Raw genomic sequence first — 24902 nt, 5'->3', positions numbered from 1 at the left:
ACAAAGAATCGTTCTGCTTCTTAAGATTAAAAATTAGATTCTGAGGAAATGCGAAAATCGCGCACAAATAGGTGAATGACACCTGGTGCAGAAGTTTGGGATAAGCGCGGTGTGTACACAACCTCAAGAAGACAATGCCAGCGTGCTTTCAATGCAGCAACGTGATCTCCCATACCGAAGGCTACACCTTCAAGGTTCCTGTCCTTTTGGCTAAGATAGAGCTTAAGATGGTTCCCAGGCAATACTTTTGGGTAACGTACCTGGCGAACTTTTGAATAGAACACGGGCATAGGGTTCCCCTTCCCAAACGGCTCAAACAACTCCATAGAAGCTAGGAGATCGTAATCTATAACATCAAAATCCGCATAGGCATCAATGTCAAGACGAGGAAGTGCATCGCCTTTTTTAAGAGAAGAGTGAACCAGGTGAATGAATTTCTTTTTAAAATCCTCGACCTTATTTTCGTTCATAATCACGCCTGCTGCAAAGTCGTGACCTCCATAAGATAGAAGAAGAGAGGAGCACTTCTTTAACACTCCAAGTAGAGGGAACGATCCTATAGTTCTTGCTGATCCCTTTCCTATTCCTCCTTGGATAGCGATGATTACTACAGGTTTGTTATAAGTTTTAGCAAGACGTGCTGAGATAATTGGAATCACACGAGCATGCCATGCCGTGGATGAGAGAACGATAGCAGCCTGCTTTAAAATCTCAGGGTTACTATTTAAAATCTCTTGAACATCTTGGAACACGTTGGCTTCTATTCTTTGCCTTTCTTTATTTATATTATCAAGCTCTGCAATAAGAGCGTCTGCGCGTTCATTATCTTCGGTAAGTAGAAGTTCCACACCTTTTGCAGGATCATCCAATCGCCCTAAGCTATTGAGTTTCGGCGCGATCTTCAACACAATATCTGTGGAGGTGACTTCACTTCTCTCTACTCCAGACAATACGCAGAGCTTATTCAATCCCAGTCGAGCACCTCTAGCAATTTCTTTGATCCCATAGCGCACCATAACACGGTTTTCTCCTAATAAAACGCCGACATCGGTGATCGTTCCCAATGTCACAAGATCAAGTAATTTTTTCAAACTACCCTGACTCTTGGAAACAAGATTTCTAGAAGTGAGTGCATTCAACACTCCTCTGGCAAGCTTAAAAGCCACGCCTACACCCGTGAGTTCTCGATTAGGGTAGGTATGGTCTCGTAATTTAGGATTTAGGGTGGCTATGCAGTGGGGAATTTTTCCTGTCGGCATGTGATGATCTGTAATGATTACGTCAATACCCTGTCTTGTAATGTCACTCACCTCTTTCCCTGCAGTAATTCCGCAATCTACAGTGATGAGAAGTGAAACTTGTTCCTCTTTCAACTTAGCAATGAGCATGGAGGTCTCTCCGTGTTGCTTAAGTATCGCACCAAGAAAAAAGTAGCTGACGTGGACATCAATTTCTCTTAGAAATTCTACAAGGAGTGCCACACCTGTGATTCCATCGACGTCACTATCTCCATAAATCATGACATGTTCTTTACGATCTCTGGCAAGCAGCAGACGTTCTACAGCCTTAGACATGTCTAAGAACAGTCCAGGATCATAAAGACTAGAGAGATGGTTGTATAAGAATTGATGAATTTCCTCGATCGTTTGAAATCCTCTTGAGATAAAAATCTGAGCAACTGTGGGAGGAAGGTGGAATTCTTTGATAATCATTCCAAGAAACGCAGAATCTTGCTTGGGATGAGTCCAGCACAGGCCTGCTGCAGAAGCATTATCTAAATTTTCCATAAATTTAATACCAAAGAGCCTTTGAGCTTACCAACTGAAAGGACATTTTTATATTGCTAAATGTTAGATTAAGGGTACTTATTTTGCGTTGTTTTCTTTACGAACCATCAATAACAAAAGCGGTGGTGCAATATAAAGAGATGATAATGTTCCTAGAAGAATTCCTATGGTCATAATAAAGGCAAAATTAAAGACAGAGGCTCCCCCTATAAACAACAGCATTAATAACACTGATAGGGTTGTAGCTGTTGTCATCATAGTGCGACTGAAGGTCTTCTGCAAGGCATCATTAATTAAAATATGTATAGGCTTAAACAGGTTTGCTTGGCGATTTTCGCGAATGCGGTCAAAAATGATCAAAGTATTGTTTAGTGAATAGCCCAATACGGTCATTAAAGCACCAATAGCTTGCAAATCTATTTGAATTTTTTTCAAAAAGAAATGTGCTATAAACAACACAGCACAGGTAGCCAAAAGGTCGTGTATTAAGGCACATACCGCGCTAAAAGCGTACTGCCATTCAAAGCGCAAACTAACATATAGCAAAATGATTACTAAAGCTCCTAAAAGCCCAATGCTCGCTTGATAACGCATTTTTTTTGATAGCTTGCTGCTCACTTTTGACCAGAAATTCTGGGTTTCGTTCAGATTTTCAGTAGAAAAATCGAGACCTGTTTCTGACAACAATCCTACAGCTAACGCCAACTCATGATCATTCACTTGAGGACGGGGACTGCTATCCACTTTCGTATAACTTAAAGCCTTATCACTGAAATAAATCTTGATCTTTTCTGAAGATCCAAATGTTTGAATACGAAAATCTCTAGAAGAAAGGCCCGCTTGCTTTAGTTTATCAATAACCTGCCCACGCATTTGAGCAACATCTGTTATGCCGTGCTCTCTTGGATTAAAGGTAAATGCATACCCTCCTTTAAAATCCATACCTAAAACGGAACTCCAAGCTCCAAAACCAAGGGCTACGCAACCTAAAAGGAAAATACTTCCTGAAACAGCCCAAAGTTTTTTGCAACCTCCCAAGAAATCATGTTTAATACCCACGAACTTATTCGCCATATGTAATTGTGTATGTTGGGTTTTATTCATCCACATCATGAAGAAAAACTTAGTCATGAAAAGAGCCGTAAACATCGAAGAGAAAATCCCTAAAATCAATGTTAATGCAAAACCCTTAATTGGCCCCGTATCTAGGAAGAAAAGAAGGGCAGAAGCCAATACTGTAGTCAAGTTAGAATCAAAAATAGCTCCAAAAGCCTTTGTATATCCTTTTTCTACAGATTTCTTAAGACTTTGAGACAATAAAAATTCTTCTCGGATTCTTTCGAATACAAGAACATTTGCATCTACAGCCATCCCCATAGCCAGGACGATTCCAGCGAGTCCTGATAAGGTGAGCGGGGCATCTAAATACTGTAGAGCAGCCCAGATAAGCAGAAGATTCAGCAACACAGCCCCCGAAGCAATGACCCCTCCGAATCTGTAATATACGCTCATTAAAATAATCAACATTGCTAAACCGCAGCATGCAGAAATAATGCCTTGTGTACATTGTTTTTTTCCAAGATCGGAAGAGATCGTTTCTTCGCTGAGAACCTCGGGAACAAAAGACATCGCTCCAGATTTTAAATCTGAGGCGAGTTTGCTGACTTCACGGTGGGTAAATTTGCCAGAAACACTTGCATGATTTTTCAATGGAGCATTTAAAATAGGACTGCTGATCATATAACCATCAATGACTACGGCCATACGCCAACCACGATTTCCAGAATACTGTCCATTCGCAGTACCACTGATCCCTTCTTGACAATATGCAGAAGTCCATTTATGGAAGCTCTCCGCGGGAGAAAGTTTTTGTGCGATTTTCTTAGGACCTGTATCTTTGACTGAGAAATTTAGAACATAGCCTTCCCCCGCAGCAAATTCTGGACGAATGTCTTTCAGAGAAGCTCCCTCTAATGCATAGTTTCTAAAAACAATCACTAAAGGATTTGCTTTTTGTTCTTTGTCTTTTTCGATAGCAATCATCGAAAACGTGGTATCTAAATCTTTGGAGGGCGTTTCGCATCCTACAGGAGAAAAAGCAAGTCCTTCATTCTTAAGTTTACTAATTGCCTCATGAACACTTCGAGGTACATCGACTTCCTCATTAAATAAGATGCTAGCCAAAGTGTTCACTTCTTCAGGGGATGTCGTCCCTCGAGCTTGAGAAGTAAACCAAAGATAGTCTAGAAATCTTTGCACTTCGTAGCGTGAGGAATTGTAAGAAGAGAACCTCTCATTCACAACATGGAAACTCATTTTTGAGGTGCCTAGAATCTCGGATGAGGAGATTGTAGAAGATCCTGGCACACTAAGATGGATGCAATCTCCTTCACGGCGAAGTTCTATTTCCGATATGCCAAGTTTATTCAATCGAGCATATAGCTCGTCGGAAACCTTGAGAATATCTTCTTTATCAGTAAGTTGCTGTCCCTGATGATCTTTAAAAGTGAGGAGAAGCTGACGTCCACCAACAAAATCAATACCAAGACGCAGTACGTTCTCTCCACGAGAAAATTTTCTCATGTTTAGTTTGATATTCTCTAAAAAAAGATTGCGATAAGGAACTGGAGCACTCAAACGTTCCTGAAGATCCATAGAACACTTTGCGTGGCGGTATTGCTCATGCCAACGCACTAAATCACTTTGACGATTCTTTTCAATTTGATTTACAGTGGCAAGGCGATCTTTAATGTCTTTAACTTTTAAAAATGCGCTACCTTCTTTTCCTATGACAAATCCCTCTCCCCAAATATCTATAAATTGCTGCAAAGGTTGCGTAATTTCTAAAATTTGATCTTCCCCGAGAGTCCAGGAAATGGCTTCTGTATGGGAGAAACAGTTATAGAGATTTTGTAAATCTTTTTGGAAATTGTGGAGTTCCTTTCCTCCTCCTTGTTGATACTTTGCAGTGATAGAACGTAGTCCTTTCAGTAAGATGTAGACCGAGCCTTTAGAAAAATGCTTACAGTCTGCATTAGGTGAAAAGATGTAACAACCAAAAGATTCGCTTTCTGCAGGCGGACGACAAAAGATTGGAAAGTTTTCTGGAATAAGATCGCAACATTCAGGTGCAGGCCTATGTAAAAGCAAAGTAGTCAGATGTTCTGCAATTCCTTGGTGCAAACGCTTTCCATGAAGAACGATCTTCCCTTGAGCATCTTTATCCGTCCATGCAAAAGAAAGCCCCGCATCATGATCTTCTATTTGAACTGTCAACTTCTTAGAGAGCCTTTGTTTTTCCATAGCAAAGCGACTTTCAAAATCTAAGATTTGCTCTGCAGACAGGTTCTTACGCTGTGCTAACAAATCAGGATGCAGTTTCACCACAACTTTGCGTTCCTTAGAACAATATTCTATACAACTAAAAAATAACGATGACTCACTACAATCTAATCGATTTCCCTCAATATAAGGGCAGTCTAAACTGCGAACGAATAGGCTTTGAGAAAGAACTTGATGCACACTCCTTAATAGCTTTTGGTCTTCAACATTGACTTTCGTGTCATTTGACAAGAGAGACAGGCGTAATAAAAATGTGCTTTTATCTTGATTAGAAGAAAAGGATTGTTGGCAAAACGCTGAAAGTCGAGAGGAAAAAATCTCAAATCCAGAAGCAAGGCTGTGGGCGTAGTGTAGCACTTGTTCTTGAGGTGCAGTTTCCCAGGTAGAGGGATAATTACAAGAGCAGTCTTTTTGATTCGAAAAAGTGCACTCAGAATACACCTGTTGCAAAATATTTGATATTATCTCCTGTTCATTTTCCGAAGAATACGGAACAAAGGAAAAATCACTTTCTACTAGGGAAGTATTTAAAGAGCTTGCTACCTGTATAACATGGTCTCCATGTTCTTGATTATAGCCAACCACATGGAGTCTCGAAGATTTTATTGGAACGTTAGGCTCTCCATGAACAAGGTTTTCGATAAAGTCCCCTGCATCTTCACTACTCTTAAAGCGAACACTTACAATATCTGGAATCGCAGAATGTTGTTGTATGTGCCCAGATAAATGTAAAGACGAAAGGATCGCGGAGACACGAGGAATGACGTCTTTTCGAACTTGCTGGGCTTGTTTAGTAAAAGATTTAATTATGTGCTCAGCTTCATTCGCATCGATTTTCTTGTCCAGAGGCTTGGCGTAATATAAACATGTAGGCAAAACATAATACAAAGCCAAAGCAAACACGCAAATAATGATAGCGAAGTTTCGCTTAACCTTCTGTTTCATTGCACCGCTCTACTTTTTATCAGGAAATATTAAAACCAAAATACCAGTTGAAAAAAAAATCGTCAAACGAAGAGGAGCCTCTATCTTCAAAGAGAGTTCTTTATCCCAGGTTTGCTGTAAAAGACTATTTTTAATATTACTAAGGTACAATACACGAAGAGGGGTCAAATTAAATAGAAACTATGCAAAATTACGGTTGTCCCCCTCTTCAACAAAACCAGAAAAAGAGAGAGGAACAGGACTCCGTGAAATTGACGAACGACAAGGAGAAAAACGCAATGGTGTTGCGCTTGTTGGATCTGTTAAAACAAACTTTATCCGAATGGAGTCGCGCTTTTGTTCCGCAAGCTGTTCTGCAACAAGCTCTGCAGTGTAGAGGAAAGCAGCCTGCGAAAGCAGTTTTATGGTTTGTCTTTCCTCTGGGGGTAGTGTATCAGGAAGTCCAAGTATAGGGGTGAGTATATAGATGGTATGCTTTTTCACTATAGAGGGATCACCGATTTGATTTAATGCAGTAGAAAATGCTTCAGAATAGGCATCAATATATTGTTTTCCTGGATACTCCTTGGCTCCTGCAGAAACTTCAGGAATATTTACATAAATCACACTTTTAGGATAGGTGCGATGACTCTCTTCGTTTGCTGGACTCCAGGAAATAACTTTAGGTCCCGATTCTTCCTGACTCTCCCCTTCAATTTCAGAAAGTAGCGAAGAAACTACAGAAGGATCTATATCAAAAGTTTTTTCTGACAAGGTAGTCTTCGTTGCGGTCCTTTGTTTTAGTGCAGCTCGATCCATTTCTTGGATTAGAAAGAGACTGGTATTTCTATCTGCTTTTTTTTGGCATATCTTATCAATGATCTCCTGAGACCCTTCACAGATCTCTACTTGAGGACAACCTGGATGATAGTAACAGCCAGGTCGTATTTTCCCCCAAGATTGCAATAGAGAGAGGCATCCTAACCAATTTATAGGTTTTTCAAAAATATTAGTTTTTCGAAACAGAGGAGACTCCAGTCGTAACCATCCTTTAGAGTATTGTAAGTAAGCAATACCTAAAAGAACGCATCCTATAATCATAAGACCTATGCACGGGAAAATGGTCTGACAAACCGCAGCAGCAAAGGCAGCGCATCCTAATAATCCCAAACCCAAACAAGCTAAAACACCAGCAACTATTTTTTTAGATAGGTTTTGTGTATTCGGGAGATATTGCACCTTACTTCCACCTCGCCACCAAATGACCATTTGGGTGGGAAGCAAATCTGAAATGGATATACGAGGGAATTTCATTGAAAGAATCCTTTTATTTTTAATAAAAAACTAGAATTTAATAAAATTAGATTAATAGTAACAAAACAAAAAATTAAAAAAACAAAAGAATTTGCTTTAAAATTCTTATTGAAAAAATACAAAAAACACTTTGAAAACTATTTCGACTTTGAAAAAATGAATGTCAACTTGTCAAGATATTCTAGTTTCTTCTACTATGCAACCTAATATTTTCTACTCTTTGGTTGCCATGAGCAAGCAAAGTATAATTAGATTATGAGGACGCCTAAGAAGCCCCGTTATTGTATTCATTTGAGAAGAAATCTCAGAAGTCTTTATTTTGGAGCAAATATCTGCTTATAGAATACGGCCTCCCCACGTGAATGGCAGGGGAAAAGTCCTTAGGGGTTTTTGTCTTAGGCAAGGGGGTGGATGCTCCTTTCCTAAAAGATAGGTTCGAAAAGTTGTTCCTGAGAACGAATTGTGACTTACGCCCTAATAAATGATTCTGTGGATTTGTCTTTAGCTCCAAAAAATGCTAAACCAGGTGTTCCCTCTCTACAGCCCCTTCCAAAACATGTCGCTATCATTATGGACGGGAATCGCCGATGGTACAAAAAACATCGGGACGAGTATGATTACGCATATACATCGGGTCATTATCATGGTGCCAAGGTCCTTCCAAATATTTTAAATGCTGTTCTGGATTTAGGGATTAAAGTTCTTACCCTCTATACATTTTCTACAGAAAACTTTGCGAGACCCAAAGAGGAAGTTCGAGAAATCTTTAAAATTTTTTATACCCAGTTAGATAAGCAGCTTCCCTATCTCATGGAAAACGAAATTTGCTTACGCTGTATAGGAGACCTTTCCAAACTCCCTAAAGTTATACAAACAAAGATAAACCAAGTCATCCGCATGACAGCACGATTCTCCCGTTTAGAATTAGTATTAGCTATTAACTATGGTGCAAAAGATGAGTTAGTCCGTGCATTTAAAAAATTACATCTTGATATTTTAAATAAAAAAATATCTTCTGATGACCTGTCAGAATCTTTGATTAGCTCTTACTTAGACACATCAGGACTCACGGACCCCGACTTACTTATCCGTACAGGGGGTGAAATGCGTGTCAGTAATTTTCTATTGTGGCAAATAGCATATACAGAACTCTATATTACTGAGGTCTTGTGGCCAGATTTTACGCCTCAAGATTTGTTTGAAGCTATTAACGTCTACCAGAAAAGGTCAAGACGAGGAGGGAAATAGGTGCTTAATTTAAATAAGTCTAAATCGAAGTCCAGTGCGTACGGAGATTTATTTCAGCGTGTTGTTGTTCATTCGTTAGTACTTACATTTCTAGTTCTTCTTCTCTATAGCTCCCTATTTCCCCTAACTTCTTTTGCTTTAGGGTTTATTACCGCAACTTGTGGTGCTGTAGGTACCTACGAGTACTCTTCAATGGCCAAAGTAAAAATACAGTACCCATTAAGAATGTTTAGTGCTGTCGGAACTTTTTTATTTTTAGCTTTAAGTTTTCTTTCAATTCGCTGGGGAAGCATTCTCCCAGAGTTCTTCCAAGCCCTTCCTTGGACCCTACTCATCATCTGGGTCGTGTGGAGCATCTTTAAGGTTCGAAAATCTAAGATTGGAGCTTTACAGCTATCGGGAGTCACGCTTTTTTCTATTGTATATGTAGGCATTCCGATACGTTTATTCTTATACATCCTCTATGGGTTTGTTCATACACAAGAACCCTATCTTGGGATTTGGTGGGCTTCTTTTCTTATTGCTACAACTAAAGGTGCTGATATCTTTGGTTATTTCTTTGGCAAGGCCTTTGGAAATAAGAAAATCACCCCACAAATTAGCCCTAATAAAACTGTGGTAGGTTTTATTGCAGGCTGCTTAGGAGCCACGCTTATTAGTTTTGCTTTCTTTCTACAAATTCCCTCTAGGTTTATGAATTACTTCCCTATGCCTGCAATTTTAATTCCCCTAGGACTCGTTTTAGGAATCACGGGGTTCTTTGGAGACATTATCGAATCCATATTCAAGCGTGATGCTCATTTAAAAAATAGCAACAAGCTCAAGGCTGTTGGTGGTATGCTGGATACGTTAGACTCGTTGCTTCTGTCAACACCAATTGCGTACTTGTTTTTACTCATAACCCAATCTAAAGAGTTTATTGGATGATTATTACCATTGATGGACCTTCAGGAACAGGGAAAAGCACAACAGCAAAAGCTCTAGCAGAGCATCTCCATTTCAATTACTGCAATACAGGAAAGATGTATCGCACGTTAGCGTACGCTCGTTTACAATCTCCTTGGGCAACTCTCCCTTTGGCACAGTTTTTAGAAGAACCTCCGTTTTCTTTTACTTTTGCTACAGGCCAACCTTTAGAGTCTTTTTTTAATGGTCATCTCCTTACCTCTGAACTAACGACTCAAGAAGTCGCAAACGCAGCATCAGAACTCTCCCAACTTTCTGAAGTGCGTACATTCATGCAGGGTTTGCAACGACGCTATGCTCAACTTGGCAACTGTGTATTCGAAGGAAGAGATATGGGATCCACCGTCTTTCCCGATGCAGATTTAAAAATTTTTCTAACATCAAGTCCTGAAGTGCGTGCTCAAAGACGCTTAAAAGATCTCCCTGCAGGAACTCTTTCTCCTGAGCAATTGCGGGCCGAGCTTATCAAGCGTGATCTTAGAGACTCGCAACGTACTCATGATCCCCTAGTCATCCCTGAAAATGGTATAGTAATCGACTCTTCAGATTTGACAATAACCCAAGTTCTGGAGAAGATTTTAGCTTTACTATTTCGACACCAGCTATGATTTTCCGCATTTGTAAATTTTTCACCTGGATAGCCTTTTCTTTATTCTATAAACTGAAAGTTTATGGAGTGAAAAAAAATTTTATTAAAGGCCCCGCCATTATTGCAGTAAACCACAATTCCTTTTTGGATCCCATAGCGTTGCACATGAGTGTCCACGAGTGTATCTATCACCTAGCACGAGCTTCTTTATTTAATATCCCATGGCTATGGAAGCAGTGGGGCTGTTTTCCAGTCCGCCATGACGAAGGCAACTCCGCAGCATTTAAAATCGCCATGCAACTCTTAAGTAAAGGAAAGAAGTTAGTCATCTATCCAGAAGGAGCCCGGAGCCCCGACGGTCAGCTACAGCCTGGTAAGATCGGTATTGGTATGATGTCAGTGAAATGTAAGGTTCCCGTCATCCCTGTCTATATTGCAGGGACCTTTGAAGCTTTTAACCGTCATCACAAATTCCCCAATGTCTGGAAAACCGTCACTTGTGTTTTTGGCACACCTATGCATTTCGATGATAGCATTCAAAATCCACAGATGAAAAACAAAGAAGCATATCAGATCATCACGAATCAAATTATGAACAAAATTGCCGAACTGAAGGCATGGTATGAATCAGGTTGCAAAGGAGACATCCCCTAAACTTATGTTGACATTACTTTCTATCCTATCTTCGCTATGTTCCCAGGCAATAGCAAAGGCCTTTCCCGACTTAGAAGCTTGGACTACAGAAATTACCCAATCTACAAAAGAACATTTTGGTCATTATCAATGCAACGATGCCATGAAGTTGGCTGGTATTTTAAAAAAAGCTCCAAGAAATATTGCTGAAGCTATAGTAGCCGAGCTTCCCGAAGAACCCTTTGCTTTAATTGAAATTGCTGGACCAGGATTTATAAATTTTAAATTTTCTCCAGCTTTTTTAAGTCGACAGCTACAGGACTTCAGGGACACTCTAGAGTTAGGATTTCGAGTGGCTCAGCCTCAAAAAATTATTGTTGACTTCTCTTCTCCAAATATTGCCAAAGATATGCATGTTGGACATTTACGCTCTACAATTATTGGTGATAGCCTTGCTAGAATCTTGGCTTATGTAGGTCATGATGTACTTAGACTCAATCATGTCGGCGATTGGGGAACTGCGTTTGGGATGTTGATCACCTATTTGCAAGAGATTCCTTGCGACTATAGTGATCTTGAAGATCTTACGAGTCTTTATAAAAAGGCCTATGAATGCTTTGCTAATAATGAAGAATTTAAAAAACGCTCCCAACAAAATGTAGTAGCATTACAGGCTAAGGATCCGCAAGCAACTGCCCTATGGGAGAAGATCTGTGAAACTTCGGAAAGGGCCTTCCAGAAAATCTATGATATTTTGGATATTAGTATTGAAAAACGCGGAGAATCTTTTTATAACCCCTTCCTTCCTGAAATTATCCAAGATTTAGAGAAGAAACATCTCCTTACTATTTCTAATAATGCTAAGTGCGTTTTTCATGAAGCCTTTTCGATTCCTTTTATGGTCCAAAAAAGTGACGGGGGGTACAATTATGCCACCACGGATCTTGCCGCTATGCGTTATCGGATAGAGAAAGATCATGCTGATAAGATTATCATTGTGACCGACTTAGGCCAGTCTCTACATTTCCAACTACTTGAGGCTACAGCGATTGCTGCAGACTATCTACAACCTGGGATCTTTTCCCATGTGGGCTTCGGTCTCGTCTTGGATCCTCAGGGAAAGAAACTTAAAACTCGGTCTGGAGAAAATGTAAAACTCCGCGAGCTTCTCAATACTGCTATTGAAAAAGCCGAAGAAACCTTGAGGGAACATCGGCCCGAACTTACGGATGAAGAAATCCAAGCGAGGGCGCCCGTCATTGGAATCAATGCAATAAAATATAGTGATCTCTCTTCACATCGGACGAGCGATTACGTCTTTTCTTTTGAAAAAATGCTACGCTTTGATGGCAACACGGCCCTGTTCCTACTTTATGCCTATGTGCGGATTCAGGGAATCAAACGTCGTTTAGAACTTTCTCAACTTTCCTTAGAGGGACCCGCTCAAATTCAAGAACCTGCCGAAGAGGCACTCGCATTGGCTTTGCTACGCTTCCCAGAAGCTTTAGAGAGCACAATCAAGGAGCTCTGTCCGCATTTTCTTACGGACTATCTCTACAACCTGACCCATAAATTTAATGGATTCTTTCGTGACTGCCATATTCAAGACTCTCCCCATGCGAAATCAAGACTGTTTCTTTGTGCTCTAACTGAAAAGGTCTTAGCTACAGGGATGAATCTCTTAGGGCTAAAGACTCTGGAACGTTTGTAGGTTCTTTGCATTCCGTATTAAAGATCTGAATTTTAGCTCCGAGGCTTCTAAGCTTACCTACCCAATTTGTATACCCACGATCTAGAAGATGCGTATTCTCGATAATTGAGCACCCTCCTTCTGCAATGAGAGCCGCCATGACGTAAGCAAATCCTGCACGTAAATCTGGAATGACTAAATGCGAAGCTTGTAAAGGCGTGGCCCCATGAATCACAGCGCTATGAGGGAAATTCCCCATAGCATAACGACATGCTTTGGTACTTAAGCATTGATGAAAAAGCTGACAATCTGCTCCCATTTGCTGAAGCCCATAAAGGTAGCCAAGACGATGTTCATGGACAGTCTCGTGGATTACGGAAGATCCCCGAGCTTGTGACAATAGAACTGCGAAAGGCTGTTGCCAATCCGTCAAGAATCCTGGATGAACATCGGTCTCCAAGACAATGCCTCCCGTTAAGGGGCGTTCTTGAAAAAATTCTATTCCTGAGTCGGAGACCAAAAATCCTCCGCCTATAGACCGCAACATCTTGAGAAAAGGAATCATAAGTTCTTGTCTAGCATTTCTAACAAAAACGCGTCCCCCAGAAACTACGGCAGCCATACCAAACGAAGCTGCCTCAATCTTATCTGTAAGGATTGTGTGGTCTACAGAACCAAGACTATCAGTCCCGAAAATATCTATCGTACGATCATTATCGGTAGTGATATCGGCCCCTGCCTTTTGCAAAAAGAGCACCAAATCTAAGATTTCAGCTTCAAGAGCTACATTTCTTATGACAGTTCTTCCTTTAGCATAAATTGCTGCAAGTATGAGATTTTCTGTAGCCCCTACAGAAGGATAGGGCAACTTAATATAGTTTCCTTTAAGACCTCCAGGAGCCTTTGCGTAGTAACCCGAGCTATCACAGAAAACATGAACGCCGAGTTGCTTTAACCCTTCAAAATGAAAGTTTAAGGTCCTCTCTCCTATAGCGTCTCCTCCAACAGTAGGAACATGAATACCTTCGGGGCAACGCCCTAAAAGAGCCCCTAATAAAAGGATAGGAATCCTATTGACATTTGAAAATATGGGAGAAACTTGCGTAGATTGTATCTCTGGAGTTTGAATTTCCAAAACTTCAGATTCCTTATCCCAAGAGACATGTGCTCCTAGAGATTCACATAACCTTACAGTTAAAGAGACATCCCCTATATCAGGGACATTCCGCAGTGTGCACTTTTGATCGGAAAGCAAAGAAGCAACAAGCAGCTTAGTTGCAGCATTTTTTGCTCCTGAAACCTGTACTTCACCATTTAGTCTACTACCACCAAATACTTCAGCAATCTGCATTCTGCGTTTCCTTCGGCATCAAAATCATTAAAAGAAACGTTAACGTTCTCCAAGGTTTATTGCCATTCAAACTTTTTCCTTAGATCAAAGTTACTTAATTCAAAATAATTAAAAATATTGAATAATCGTTTTTGTTTTATTAAAAACAAAAACGAAGATAAATATAATCAATCTATTTTAAAATATAACTAATAGAATTAAAAATTATTTATTTCTCAAATAGATTATGGCATCTCCTATCAATCAACCATCGACAACTACTCAGGTGACCCAAACTGGGCCGACTGTAACGACAACAACGGTAGGAGCGTTAGGAGACCACACTGTTACAACAACAGGATCTGGACAGGCAGAAAGTACAGCAGAGAAAGTAGCTACACTCTCAGGAGAGGAAATTCAAAATCTTGAAACGCAAGATGAAACTGCTGTACAATTTTCTGCCGAACACTCTTTTTCTACTTTCTCCCCATCTACTGGCGGTGCTGGACCTACGGCACAAGCAGCCCAATCTGCAGGGCTTTTTGCACTATCTGGTCGTACGACCAGAAGACCTTCTGAACTTTCCTCTTCGTCTGGAGACAGTTTTGCACCTAGAGCAGGCTCGAATGACTCTATGTCTGCCCCTACTGGAGGCACTGAACAAGCTAGGAGTAGTAGTCCAGATCTAGGCAGCTTGCACGGGTTGGAAGGAAGCGAGCGCGCTGAAGGAACTGAAGGACCTGAAGGACCTGGTGGTCTCCCTGAAAGTACTATTCCAAATTACGATCCTACCGATAAAGCCTCTATTATGGCGTTCCTGCAAAATCCTGGTGTTCAGCAGAAAATGCAAACCAAAGGAGGGCACTTTGTTTATGTAGATGAAGCTAGAAGTAGTTTCATTTTTGTCCGCAATGGCGATTGGAAAACTGCTGAATCTATAAAAGTTACTAATGCAAAAACCAAAGAAAATCTTACCAAACCTGCTGACTTAGAGATGTGCGTAGCCAAATTCTGTGTTGGATACGAAACTATCCATTCAGATTGGACCAACCGAGTCGAGCCTACAATAGCAGAACGTTCTGGCACCACAGGGGGAGATTACAATCACCTCATGCTTAGCATGAAATTTAAAACTGCTGTAGTCTACGGCCCTTGGAATGCTAAAGAATCTAGCAGTGGATTCACACCTTCTGCATGGCGTCGTGGAGCAAAAGTAAATACAGGCCCAATCTGGGATGATGTTGGCGGGTTAAAGGGCATTAACTGGAAAACTACCCCTACTCCTGATTTTAGCTTCTTGAATGAAACTCCAAGAGAAGGGACTCCAACTTCTCATCAAAGTCCTGGTCCTGGAACTCCAGGAAGTGGTGTAGTTATTCCTAATGTTAATGTCAATTTGGGAGGAATTCGTGTTGACCTTGGTGGCATAAATGTAGGTGGAACTACAACTAATGTGACTACAGGAGGAGGAGGTGCAGGAGCCGCCGACGCAACATCTACGAAAGCAACAAATACAGATCAAGAAGTCGATACAAGGTCTACAGGATCTGGAGATACCGTAGAAGAACCCGTTATAAAATTTGAAGATCCAGGTCCAGGAATGGATGATAACGCTCCTCCTCCAACTCCTCCGCCAAATATCAGCGGTTCTCGTCTTTTGACTATTTCGAATCAAACTTTAAAGGAAGTCTTACGTAATGTTAGACAACATCTTGATGTCGCTTATGATCAACAGGGTAATTTAGTCGGAAATCTAAATCAGAATTTAGGCCAGGTAGTAAGAAATAGTGAAAACGGAATTAACATCCCCACCGTGATTCTTCCCCAAACTACTGCTGGTAATACTGATGGAGCTGGTGGAGGAGGTGCAGGAGGAACTGGCGATGGCACTGGAGGTGCAGGAGGAACTACTGGAAGAGGAAGGATACCTGGAGACAACAATGGTGAAGTTACTGACAACCGAGGCCTCCTCGCTCGAATTCGCGAGCATTTAAATGATGTATATCCTGGAACGACTGGTAGTCCCGTACTCCCTCCTTTAGAAAATGGAGAGACTATAGGCTCGATCGTAAAGAATGACGTTTCTGGAAATTTAGAAAATACTTTTATAGCACCTCTCAAACCTGAAAGTGTAGCTCGTTTTGCCAAGCTTGTTTCTCAAGACGGTCCTCAAAGTTCAGACAATACTTTTACAGGACCTCTCCAATCTAAAAGTATAGCTCGTTTTGCTAAGCTTGCTTCTCAAGACGGATCTAGAAGTTCTGGAGGAGTCAGAGGCTCTACAGGAAATGCCAATAGCATTAACGTCATTAGTGAGGATGGATCTATCCACACTGCTGAACGCGTAGACGTTAATGACGACGACAACAACACTGGACACACAGGAGGCGCGCGAACTGATACTAAATCCACAACAACGAATCTTTCGCCAAGTCCTGATTTGGATCTTTCAGGACTCTTAGGGAAAATCCGTAACCATCTAGATAATGCTTACAAAGATGGCCAGCCCCTAAATCAAGGTGGCGGACATATCAGTAAGATTATCAAAGAGGAAGAGGGAAATCAAACATCAGCACCTACACAACCTTCTATAGCGAAGATAGTGACTGCTCTGACGCAATCAAATATAAGTTACAGCTCTCCCCTACAACAATCTCAACTAGCAACCGTGCTTATACCACAACCTATAACAACAAGTACGTCAACAACTAGCGTGGGAACTGGAACAGGAAGCGTATCTACTCAAGATACTGGCGTAGGGACAACTCAAACATCCACTACAGATACAGGAACTGGAACAGAAAGTGTATCTACTCAAGATACTGGCGTAGGGACAACTCAAACATCCACTACAGATACAGGAACTGGAACAGAAAGTGTATCTACTCAAGATACTGGCGTAGGGACAACTCAAACATCCACTACAGATACAGGAACTGGAACAGAAAGTGTATCTACTCAAGATACTGGCGTAGGGACAACTCAAACATCCACTACAGATACAGGAACTGGAACAGAAAGTGTATCTACTCAAGATACTGGCGTAGGGACAACTCAAACATCCACTACAGATACAGGAACTGGAACAGAAAGTGTATCTACTCAAGATACTGGCGTAGGGACAACTCAAACATCCACTACAGATACAGGAACTGGAACAGAAAGTGTATCTACGCGATCTACAGGCACTTCAGCATCACCGACCACAGCGTCTGTTTCGACACAAACACCACCAGAACCTCTTCCCACTGGGACAAGACATGTCGCCACAATCTCGTTGGTACGTAATGCTGCAGGAAGGTCTATAATAGTACAACAAGGAAGTCGGTCTCAAAGCATGGCCGTTCCTCTAAGCCCTTCTCAAAATCTGGGGCCACAACTGTGGGCAGCAGCACGTCAAGTTGCTGAAAATTTAAGCACTATTTTAAACGAAGCAACAGGAGAATCGAGTTCTCAAAGCTCCTCTGCTCAATCTTCCCCAACAAGTTCAAGAGGAAGTCGCTCTTCTCCACAATCTAGTCCAGGAAGAGGGGGCCGCAGGAGATAACATCTAGTCTCCCTAAATAAGGCGTCTATAAATTTAGGACATGTTGTGATAAACGTCATCAACATCTTCGATTTGCTCTAGCCAATCAATAAGAGCGAGGTTTGCCTCTCCATCTTTTTCATCGCAGTCTACTAGACGCAAGGGGAGATAGATAAGCCTGTCTTCACTACAAATCACACCCCGACTGATAAGCTTCTCTTTAACAGAGGCAAGTTCGCTTGGATCACAGATCACTAAAAAATTTTCTTCATCTTCAGTATCTAGATCCTCAGCGCCTGCTTCTATAACGTAAGAAAATAGCAGATCTTCATCTATAGAGCTTTTAGCCACAATACATGCCCCTTTCCGCACAAAATTATAAAGTACACTTCCAGGTTCTACAAGAGAACCACCACGTTTATTTATAGCAATGCGCATATCAGAAGCAGTACGATTCTTATTATCAGTCATAGCTTCAACAATAATTCCCACTCCACCATGACCATAAAGCTCATAGGTAACTTCTTCAAAATTTTTTTGCTCTGCAGAAGTTGCTTTCTTCAAATTCCTTTCGATATTCTCATTAGGAATATTATTATCTTTAGCTTTCTGTATCACCATACGCAATCGTGCATTCGACTTAGGGTCCGCCCCCCCTAACCTAACAGCAGAAATCAACTCTTTAATAATACGAGAAAAAATCTTGCCTTTCTTGTGATCCGCTCTTTCCTTCCGATGTTTCGTATTGGCCCACTTACTATGTCCTGCCATGTCCTATACCTATTCTTTTTTTATACCCCCGCAATAAATAAGCGTTTGCCTTTTCCCAAGCAACAGCACGGTCATAGAGGGGGAAGCGTTGTTCGTATTCTTTAAACTTTTTTCCATGAAAAATCGAACGCCCTGACCGAGAATACTCTCTAGGGACCACACTATGAACCATCTCATGATAAACAAGATATTCTATAAAAAATCTTGGAATGTCCTGACGATCTAAAGAACGATGAATCCGAATTAGCTGTTCACTTTCATGGAAAGATCCTAAGACAACACTCTGCCCTTTTCTGGTTTCTTTCCTTCCGAACCAACCGATCTGTAAACGTAGAGCACCTTGAAATAACCGAGTATTCAATCCCTGATAGATCTCTTGCAAATCATAGACCTTTCCCTGAGAATAGTCTACTGGCAAAGAAGAACGCACAAAAACGCTCTCGGAAGATACGAAGGCATTTTTAGGAAAGGGCAAGCTAAATGCTTTATAAAAAAACTTTCTCAGATAGCGTTGAAAATTGTGAAGTACTGTTTCAACCATAGTCATATGTTTTCTAAAAACTCTTTCCGAGACCTATAGATCTTTTTCCATCGTAACTTTAGCAAGATAACCAATTTCATCTTTATAAAAACGGCGTTGCCTTCCCACTTCAATGAATCCAAAGCGTTCGTAGAGATGAACGGCAGGATTGCCCTCATAAACTTCAAGATAAAGGATCTCAAGCTTAAATCGCGTTTTTGCTAAATGAATCAGATTGTTAATCAAAGCCGTCCCTATGCCTTTATTGCGATAATCTTCTCCAACAATAATGGAAATCAACGCATGGTGGGAAACCTTAACATAGGGATTAAGAATCAAAGTTGCGACTCCAGCAACATTACCCTGGCTCACTGCTGTTAAACTAGAATGATAACGGTAGAATCCTACCCAAAAATTTACAGTTTCGCGGATTTCTGCTTCTGTTTGTACAGGAAATCCACGTAAAATTTTGGGATCATTCAGCCATAGCAGCATATACGTTGCATCACTAGGAAGAGTGAATCGTATTTCTAATTCTGAAATTCCTGTATTTTCCTTTTCTGCTGTCATGAAACTTCTCCAAACTCTGCCAAATATGCCTTAATAAATTCATCCAATAGCTCGCCATCCAGCATAGCCTGTACATTTCCTATTTCATGTCCCGTGCGTACATCTTTGACAAGAGTGTAGGGTTGAAATACGTAGTTACGAATTTGAGATCCCCAGGCAATTTCCTTCTTATCCTTGCGATCGAGAGACTGTTTCTCTAAACGTTCTTGTAAAACTTGCTGATATAATTTTGCTTGCAGCATTTTCATACAGCTCTCTCGATTTTGTATCTGGCTACGCTCGTTTTGACAGGAAACAACGACTCCTGAAGGTAGATGAGTGATCCTTACTGCTGATTCTGTAACATTGACGTGCTGTCCTCCTGCTCCCGAAGAGCGAAACGTATCTATACGTAAATCATTAGGTCGTATCTCAATCTTGATCTGATCATCAATCTCAGGGAAAACATCTACGGAAGCAAAGCTTGTATGGCGTTTCCCGTTACTATCGAAAGGAGAGATACGAACCAATCGATGAACTCCTCGCTCCGCCTTAGCATACCCATAAGCATACATACCTGAAAACTTTACAGTAATATGCTTAATTCCAGCAACTTCACCATCTAAGCGATCGACAATATCTATGGTCCACTGATGTTTCGTTGCCCATCGGGAATACATACGAAAAAGCATCTCTACCCAATCACAAGATTCAGTCCCTCCTGCCCCAGCATTAATCGTAAGAAAACAAGAATTCTTGTCTGCCTCTCCAGAAAGCAACCGTTGCGTTTCCCAAACAGAAAGTTTTCTCTCACAAAAGACAAACTCTTTCTCTAAGTCTTCACAAATAGTAGGATCTTCAAGAGCCTCGGCATCTTCAAGGAAAAATTCTATGGCATCTACTTTGCTTTTTAATTCCTGATACTCATGGATTTGCCGTTTCAAACTCACAATCTGTTCAGAAATTTTGCCCGCATGAGCCGTGTTTTGCCAGAAATCTTCTTTTGAGCTTTCTTCTTCTAGGACTTGGAGCTCTTTTTGTTTTTTATGGAGGTCAAAGAGACCTCGCAGCTAAAGACATTCCAGTTCGAATTGCTTCCAAACGCTTATCTAAATTTTCCTGCATTACACTCACCTGCCCACGATTCACATCAAGATTCTAAAAAACAAAAGCCAATAAAGTCAATTACAGCAAGTACTTCCTAGAGCCTCTGTGACTTAAATAAAAAATAAGACTTTTGCTATTTTCTGGAGAGAGTCCTCTCCTATATTTTTTTTAAAGAGTCCCCTTGACGCTTTCTAAATAGAAAAGGTAAAGAGAATTCTACTTTTTTGTTTTGACGAGAAACCTCTCTGAGAGATAAAAAAGTTGGGATGAAGAGCTCTGGTCTCTTCTTACCACCTTTACTAGGAGTCACCAATGAGTCAAAAAAATAAAAACTCTGCTTTTATGCACCCTGTGAATGTTTCCACCGATTTAGCAGTTATAGTTGGCAAGGGACCTATGCCCAGAACCGAAATCGTAAAGAAAGTTTGGGAATACATTAAAAAACACAACTGTCAGGATCAAAAAAATAAACGCAATATCCTTCCCGATGCGAATCTTGCCAAAGTCTTTGGTTCTAGTGAGCCTATTGATATGTTTCAAATGACCAAAGCTCTTTCCCAACATATTATAAAATAAGGGGTTGGTTCGCTGTTGACTTAAACTTAAGAAGCATGAACTCACATTCTGATATCCTAAGCACCCTGCCCTCTAGGGCGGGGGTACGGGGTGATCTCTTATGTTTACCTGTAAAATGAAGCTTTTTCTCTTAAGAAAAACTGTAAAAACACCTGAATCTTGTAAATAGTCACCAATTTCTCGTTTTTAAAGACAGGAAATTAGACAACAAATAGTTTTGTAGTGCTTATCTCTATTTCTTTAGCAGCGATTCCTATTCTTGCCTTTTCCTGGGCCTCCTTTATTGAACCGAATTGGTTAAATACAACTGCGATTACATGGAAACTTTCAAAAAAACATGCGCATTTGCACAATCTTCGTATCGTTCAGATCTCTGATTTACATTTCCATAAGAAAGTTCCTGAGAAATTTCTTAATAAAATTTCCAAATCAATAAAAAATTTAGCTCCTGACCTGATTGTATTTTGTGGGGACCTTCTTTGTCGTGCTCGACTTGAGGATAACGCGCGACTTGAAAGATTCCTAAATACGCTAGAAGCTCCTCTAGGGATTTTTGCTATTTTAGGAAATCACGATTATTCTGCGTACATCTCAAGAAATACCAAGGGAGAGATTACCTGTATACCCGAGAAAAAAAGTCGTCCTATACAACGCGCATTAGTTTCTGTAATGCAGGGACTATTCTCGTCACCGAGCTATTGCTATGATCCATACCTGACTCCCCAAGCACCCCACCCTGACCTCTTAAAGCTACTCGAAAATACTCCCCTAACTCTACTTCACAATGCCACCCATGTAATTCCTGAAAAACTAAACATTGTAGGACTTGGCGATATTTTTGCTAAGCAATTCAATCCAGAACAGGCATTCAAAAACTATAACCCTTCTCTCCCTGGCATCCTCCTCTCTCACAATCCCGATACCATAAATATGCTGCAACACTATCCTGGAGATTTTATACTATCAGGGCATTCCCATGGCCCACAAGTCACTTTATCATGGCCTAAATTTGCTCAGAAATTCTTTGCTAGACTCTCTGGATTAGAAAATCCTCATCTTGCACGAGGTTATTTTGTTACCAACGAAGGAAAGCAACTATATGTAAACCGTGGTCTGGGTGGGTTAAAAAGAATTCGCTTTTGCTCACCTCCTGAAATCTGCTGCATTACGTGTTCCTATGATTAAGTCTTCCTTAATTCTTCTTAGTGGAGGACAGGGCAGGCGTTTTGGCTCCGATATTCCCAAGCAATACCTACCTCTACATGGACTTCCACTAGTTCTCCACTCATTAAAGACTCTCTCTTCTCTACCACAAATTGCTGAGATTATCGTTGTTTGCGCTCCCTCACACCAAGAAATTTTCAAAGAATATCAGGTTTCCTTTGCCCTTCCTGGAGAGCGTCGCCAAGATTCTGTCTTTTCGGGATTGCAGCAAGTCTCCTATTCTTGGGTTTTAATCCATGATGGAGCCCGTCCTTTTGTCTATCCCGATGAAATTTTTGATTTAGTAGCAACAGCAGAAAAAATTGGAGCAGCGGCTCTAGCATCTCCGATTCCCTATACCATAAAACAACGCAATCCTGTTCGCACTCTAGACCGAAACAATTTAGCAGTGATTCATACCCCTCAATGCATAAAAACCGAAATCCTCAGAGAGGGTTTATCTCTTGCAGAAAAAAAACGGCTGACACTGGTAGATGATATCGAAGCTGCTGAGATCCTCGGTAAACCCCCTCAACTTGTTTTCAATAAGCATCCTCAAATTAAAATTTCCTACCCTGAGGATTTAACTATTGCCCAAGCTCTCCTATGACTAAAGTAGCTCTTCTTATTGCTTATCAAGGAACTGCCTATTCAGGATGGCAACAACAACCGAATGACTTATCTATTCAGGAGGTTATTGAAAGCTCTCTAAAGAAAATTACTAAGACTCGTACCCACCTGACTGCCTCTGGAAGAACCGATGCGGGCGTCCATGCTTATGGGCAAGTGGTTCATTTTCAAGCTCCCGATCACCCTCTGTTTGAAGACTGTTACCTAACAAAAAAAGCCCTCAATGCTATTCTTCCAAAGGATATCGTAATTAGAAATGTGACTTTGTTTGATGACAACTTCCACGCACGCTATCTTGCTATTGCTAAAGAATATCGTTATTCCCTCTCTCGACTTCCCAAACCTCTCCCCTGGCAACGCAATTTTTTCTATAGCCCTCGCCACTCCCTCTCTGTTGAGCTAATGCAGGAAGGCGCCAACCTCCTTGTAGGAACTCACGATTTTGCCTCTTTTGCGAATCATGGAAGAGACTATAACTCTACTGTACGGACTATCTATACCCTGGATATTTTAGATGAAGGAGAATCTCTCTCCGTAATATGCAGAGGAAGTGGTTTCCTTTATAAGATGGTGCGTAATCTTGTTGGAGCGCTTCTAGATATTGGGAAAAGAGCGTATCCACCTCAATATCTCCTAGATATATTAGAACAGAAAAATCGTAGAAAGGGGCCGTCGGCTGCTCCTGCCCATGGTCTTTCTTTACACCACGTATGTTATCCACCTCCCTATAATTACTTCTGTTGTAGGCAATGCTCTATCAGCACATCAAACGAAGGATAAAAGAAAAATTCTTTGTCCTTAAGCTGAGGGCAGCCTTCAGGGGTAATCTGAACCATAGAGTTAATACAGACCAGGGTTGCAGGAATCGTGGAAAGCGCTCGAAGTCCCTTCACAGAATCTTCAAATCCAATAACTTTCTTTCCTGCACCAGCAAAAGTCTGATAAGCATAGTCATAACTATCTCCGTAAGGCTTAGGGCGTGAGTAATTCTCTCGGGTTACCCAGAACAAAAATTTATTTAAAATTGGATACATAGTACATAGCGAATCCGTGGCATATTTTGGAGAATTGGTTACGACTCCAAATTTTTTATTTAAAGATACTACAAGCTCTATGAAAGCCTCAACTCCTGGCATCAGTGGAGGACCTGCATTTTCCAAAGACTCGTAGTAAATCTGCAATCTTCTCTTAAAGATCTCTTTAGTATACACTTCCGCTTCGGGATATTGCTCTATAAACTTTTTGCTAAAAATTTCTGTTCCTAAGGTAGTATGACTATAGTAGGTAGCAAAATCCCAGTGGACCTCTAAAGAAAACTCAGCACAGGCTTGTAGAAATGCTCGATAAAAACAAGGTTCTGTATCTACAAGCAAGCCATCTAAATCAAAAAAGAAAACATCGTAGTCATCTAAACGCATACCATTCCTCCCACAGGGCTAGAAATTATTGCTTACCAGCATACTATAAATTCAAAATTGTCTTAAAAATGATTTTGTGGCTCCCAATCGTAATTCTTCTAGCAAGCTGTTCCTTATCGAAACACCGATGTGTGCGTTTCGTCACTGCGGAACGCATTACCTCTCAAAAAGACTGCCCAGTGGTTCTCTATCCAAAAAGCGAGCCTATTGCACCGCCCCTCTACGATTGGCTATCCCCAAACAAGCACGTCCTCACCGCCTATTCTTTCTATTGCCGAGGCGAAGAGGGCTTTTTAAGTACTCCAGAGGGGATCCTCTATGATTGTCAGGGACTCCACCACAGCATAATTAAAGAAGAGTTTCGTTATATCCATCCTAGATTGATTGAGGTGGTAAGACTCTTACAACAGCATCACCCGAAGGTCTCTATTATTGAAGGCTTTTGCTGTCGTAAGCACTTCCGTTTTTTAGAAGCCTCAGGAGTCTTCCTCTCTCAATTGCATCTCCAAGGAACCGCGGCTCTCCTTATTCTAGATCCCCCCCTCTCCGTTGAGAACATCTTGGCAATTATAAAGAAATTATACACAAAAAAATCTGATCCCTCCCTCACTAATTTTATAGTTACAGAAGCCACACTAAGCAACTCAGAGCTGCGGCTAACACGGAAAGATCTGGGCTTACATACACAAATCACATTAGAAATTCTTAATAGCCTACAAAAAGACGAGGTTGTTTCCTATACATAAGAGATTTCTCTTGCGATAATTAGAATCGAAACC

General features: G+C 40.9%; 20 protein-coding genes. 11 read left to right on the top strand and 9 right to left on the bottom strand.

Features of this window, described 5'->3' with window-relative positions; genetic code table 11:
- Positions 1-26: 26 nt before the first annotated feature.
- The 3 genes from recJ to CMV32_RS03650 all read right to left on the bottom strand — a co-directional run bounded on the left by recJ (position 27) and on the right by CMV32_RS03650 (position 7367).
- The gene (gene recJ / locus CMV32_RS03660) at positions 27-1787 is read right to left on the bottom strand and encodes a single-stranded-DNA-specific exonuclease RecJ (RefSeq protein WP_100934569.1); all 1761 of its coding nucleotides are present in this window, start codon (positions 1785-1787) and stop codon (positions 27-29) included.
- Between the two features lie 78 nt (positions 1788-1865).
- Complete coding sequence (gene secD, locus CMV32_RS03655) at positions 1866-6074, bottom strand: protein translocase subunit SecD (RefSeq protein ID WP_100934568.1); 4209 nt, start codon at positions 6072-6074, stop codon at positions 1866-1868.
- Positions 6075-6254: 180 nt separating this feature from the next.
- Positions 6255-7367 (bottom strand): phage holin family protein, encoded by a 1113-nt coding sequence (locus tag CMV32_RS03650; protein ID WP_100934567.1) that lies wholly within the window; start codon positions 7365-7367, stop codon positions 6255-6257.
- Positions 7368-7862: 495 nt separating this feature from the next.
- Here CMV32_RS03650 and CMV32_RS03645 point away from each other — a divergent pair, with 495 nt between their 5' ends.
- From CMV32_RS03645 to argS, 5 genes are read left to right on the top strand one after another with little or no spacing between them, the layout of a single operon-like run.
- A complete protein-coding gene (locus tag CMV32_RS03645; RefSeq protein WP_100934669.1) occupies positions 7863-8615 on the top strand; it encodes an isoprenyl transferase in 753 nt (250 codons plus the stop codon).
- Positions 8616-9542 (top strand): phosphatidate cytidylyltransferase, encoded by a 927-nt coding sequence (locus CMV32_RS03640; protein ID WP_100934566.1) that lies wholly within the window; start codon positions 8616-8618, stop codon positions 9540-9542.
- Positions 9539-10189, top strand: coding sequence for a (d)CMP kinase (gene cmk / locus CMV32_RS03635; protein ID WP_100934565.1), 651 nt, complete (start codon positions 9539-9541; stop codon positions 10187-10189). The genes CMV32_RS03640 and cmk overlap by 4 nt, the downstream gene beginning before the upstream one ends.
- Positions 10186-10824: a 1-acyl-sn-glycerol-3-phosphate acyltransferase gene (locus tag CMV32_RS03630; protein WP_100934564.1), complete on the top strand. Its 639-nt coding sequence runs from the start codon at positions 10186-10188 to the stop codon at positions 10822-10824. The genes cmk and CMV32_RS03630 overlap by 4 nt, the downstream gene beginning before the upstream one ends.
- Before the next feature lie 4 nt (positions 10825-10828).
- Positions 10829-12514 carry an arginine--tRNA ligase gene (gene argS / locus CMV32_RS03625; protein WP_100934563.1) on the top strand — a complete coding sequence of 562 codons (1686 nt, stop codon included), beginning with the start codon at positions 10829-10831 and terminating at the stop codon, positions 12512-12514.
- On the opposite strand, the gene murA is transcribed toward argS, so the two are convergent.
- Positions 12468-13844 carry a UDP-N-acetylglucosamine 1-carboxyvinyltransferase gene (murA, locus tag CMV32_RS03620; protein ID WP_100934562.1) on the bottom strand — a complete coding sequence of 459 codons (1377 nt, stop codon included), beginning with the start codon at positions 13842-13844 and terminating at the stop codon, positions 12468-12470. The genes argS and murA overlap by 47 nt on opposite strands.
- 226 nt (positions 13845-14070) lie before the next feature.
- On the opposite strand from murA, the gene tarP reads away from it, so the two are divergent.
- Positions 14071-17370 (top strand): type III secretion system actin-recruiting effector Tarp, encoded by a 3300-nt coding sequence (gene tarP / locus CMV32_RS05425; protein WP_151899115.1) that lies wholly within the window; start codon positions 14071-14073, stop codon positions 17368-17370.
- Positions 17371-17403: 33 nt separating this feature from the next.
- Here the strand turns inward: tarP and CMV32_RS03605 are convergent, their stop codons facing one another.
- The 4 genes from CMV32_RS03605 to prfB all read right to left on the bottom strand — a co-directional run bounded on the left by CMV32_RS03605 (position 17404) and on the right by prfB (position 20314).
- Complete coding sequence (locus tag CMV32_RS03605) at positions 17404-18120, bottom strand: YebC/PmpR family DNA-binding transcriptional regulator (RefSeq protein WP_100934561.1); 717 nt, start codon at positions 18118-18120, stop codon at positions 17404-17406.
- Positions 18107-18661 carry a hypothetical protein gene (locus CMV32_RS03600; protein WP_100934560.1) on the bottom strand — a complete coding sequence of 185 codons (555 nt, stop codon included), beginning with the start codon at positions 18659-18661 and terminating at the stop codon, positions 18107-18109. The genes CMV32_RS03605 and CMV32_RS03600 overlap by 14 nt, the downstream gene beginning before the upstream one ends.
- 33 nt (positions 18662-18694) lie before the next feature.
- Positions 18695-19210 (bottom strand): GNAT family N-acetyltransferase, encoded by a 516-nt coding sequence (locus tag CMV32_RS03595; protein ID WP_100934559.1) that lies wholly within the window; start codon positions 19208-19210, stop codon positions 18695-18697.
- A protein-coding gene (prfB, locus tag CMV32_RS03590; RefSeq protein WP_100934558.1) for a peptide chain release factor 2 occupies positions 19207-20314 on the bottom strand; the annotation gives its coding sequence in 2 pieces (ribosomal slippage) (positions 19207-20251 and positions 20250-20314; 1110 coding nt in all). The genes CMV32_RS03595 and prfB overlap by 4 nt, the downstream gene beginning before the upstream one ends.
- Before the next feature lie 294 nt (positions 20315-20608).
- Between prfB and CMV32_RS03585 the strand changes: the two genes are divergently transcribed.
- From CMV32_RS03585 to truA, 4 genes are all read left to right on the top strand, one after another.
- The gene (locus CMV32_RS03585) at positions 20609-20872 is read left to right on the top strand and encodes an SWIB/MDM2 domain-containing protein (protein ID WP_100934557.1); all 264 of its coding nucleotides are present in this window, start codon (positions 20609-20611) and stop codon (positions 20870-20872) included.
- Between the two features lie 222 nt (positions 20873-21094).
- Positions 21095-22057, top strand: a complete 963-nt coding sequence (gene lpxG / locus CMV32_RS03580) for a UDP-2,3-diacylglucosamine diphosphatase LpxG (RefSeq protein WP_100934556.1) — start codon at positions 21095-21097, stop codon at positions 22055-22057.
- Positions 22050-22685 carry a 2-C-methyl-D-erythritol 4-phosphate cytidylyltransferase gene (gene ispD, locus CMV32_RS03575; protein ID WP_100934555.1) on the top strand — a complete coding sequence of 212 codons (636 nt, stop codon included), beginning with the start codon at positions 22050-22052 and terminating at the stop codon, positions 22683-22685. Before lpxG ends, ispD begins: the two co-directional genes overlap by 8 nt.
- Positions 22682-23485, top strand: a complete 804-nt coding sequence (gene truA / locus CMV32_RS03570; protein ID WP_100934554.1) for a tRNA pseudouridine(38-40) synthase TruA — start codon at positions 22682-22684, stop codon at positions 23483-23485. Before ispD ends, truA begins: the two co-directional genes overlap by 4 nt.
- Here the strand turns inward: truA and CMV32_RS03565 are convergent.
- Positions 23437-24123 (bottom strand): HAD family hydrolase, encoded by a 687-nt coding sequence (locus CMV32_RS03565; RefSeq protein WP_100934553.1) that lies wholly within the window; start codon positions 24121-24123, stop codon positions 23437-23439. The two genes, truA and CMV32_RS03565, sit on opposite strands and share 49 nt — an antisense overlap.
- Positions 24124-24191: 68 nt before the next feature.
- Here CMV32_RS03565 and CMV32_RS03560 point away from each other — a divergent pair, with 68 nt between their 5' ends.
- Positions 24192-24869, top strand: coding sequence for a hypothetical protein (locus tag CMV32_RS03560; protein ID WP_100934552.1), 678 nt, complete (start codon positions 24192-24194; stop codon positions 24867-24869).
- Positions 24870-24902 lie beyond the last annotated feature (33 nt).

It is taken from the genome of Candidatus Chlamydia corallus (genome assembly GCF_002817655.1).
Classification (GTDB): Bacteria; Chlamydiota; Chlamydiia; order Chlamydiales; family Chlamydiaceae; genus Chlamydia; species Chlamydia corallus.
The sequence above is the reverse complement of the archived record's forward strand: the minus strand, read 5'-3'. Positions and strand labels throughout refer to the sequence as shown.

Bases quoted from the DNA above. Each gene is read 5' to 3' on its own strand.
- CMV32_RS03650 (WP_100934567.1), bottom strand. From the start codon at position 7,367: ATGAAATTCCCTCGTATATCCATTTCAGATTTGCTTCCCACCCAAATG.
- CMV32_RS03585 (WP_100934557.1), top strand. From the start codon at position 20,609: ATGAGTCAAAAAAATAAAAACTCTGCTTTTATGCACCCTGTGAATGTT.
- secD (WP_100934568.1), bottom strand. From the start codon at position 6,074: ATGAAACAGAAGGTTAAGCGAAACTTCGCTATCATTATTTGCGTGTTT.
- tarP (WP_151899115.1), top strand. From the start codon at position 14,071: ATGGCATCTCCTATCAATCAACCATCGACAACTACTCAGGTGACCCAA.
- murA (WP_100934562.1), bottom strand. From the start codon at position 13,844: ATGCAGATTGCTGAAGTATTTGGTGGTAGTAGACTAAATGGTGAAGTA.
- CMV32_RS03605 (WP_100934561.1), bottom strand. From the start codon at position 18,120: ATGGCAGGACATAGTAAGTGGGCCAATACGAAACATCGGAAGGAAAGA.
- CMV32_RS03600 (WP_100934560.1), bottom strand. From the start codon at position 18,661: ATGGTTGAAACAGTACTTCACAATTTTCAACGCTATCTGAGAAAGTTT.
- CMV32_RS03595 (WP_100934559.1), bottom strand. From the start codon at position 19,210: ATGACAGCAGAAAAGGAAAATACAGGAATTTCAGAATTAGAAATACGA.
- CMV32_RS03565 (WP_100934553.1), bottom strand. From the start codon at position 24,123: ATGCGTTTAGATGACTACGATGTTTTCTTTTTTGATTTAGATGGCTTG.
- cmk (WP_100934565.1), top strand. From the start codon at position 9,539: ATGATTATTACCATTGATGGACCTTCAGGAACAGGGAAAAGCACAACA.
- CMV32_RS03630 (WP_100934564.1), top strand. From the start codon at position 10,186: ATGATTTTCCGCATTTGTAAATTTTTCACCTGGATAGCCTTTTCTTTA.
- CMV32_RS03560 (WP_100934552.1), top strand. From the start codon at position 24,192: ATGATTTTGTGGCTCCCAATCGTAATTCTTCTAGCAAGCTGTTCCTTA.
- argS (WP_100934563.1), top strand. From the start codon at position 10,829: ATGTTGACATTACTTTCTATCCTATCTTCGCTATGTTCCCAGGCAATA.
- ispD (WP_100934555.1), top strand. From the start codon at position 22,050: ATGATTAAGTCTTCCTTAATTCTTCTTAGTGGAGGACAGGGCAGGCGT.
- truA (WP_100934554.1), top strand. From the start codon at position 22,682: ATGACTAAAGTAGCTCTTCTTATTGCTTATCAAGGAACTGCCTATTCA.
- recJ (WP_100934569.1), bottom strand. From the start codon at position 1,787: ATGGAAAATTTAGATAATGCTTCTGCAGCAGGCCTGTGCTGGACTCAT.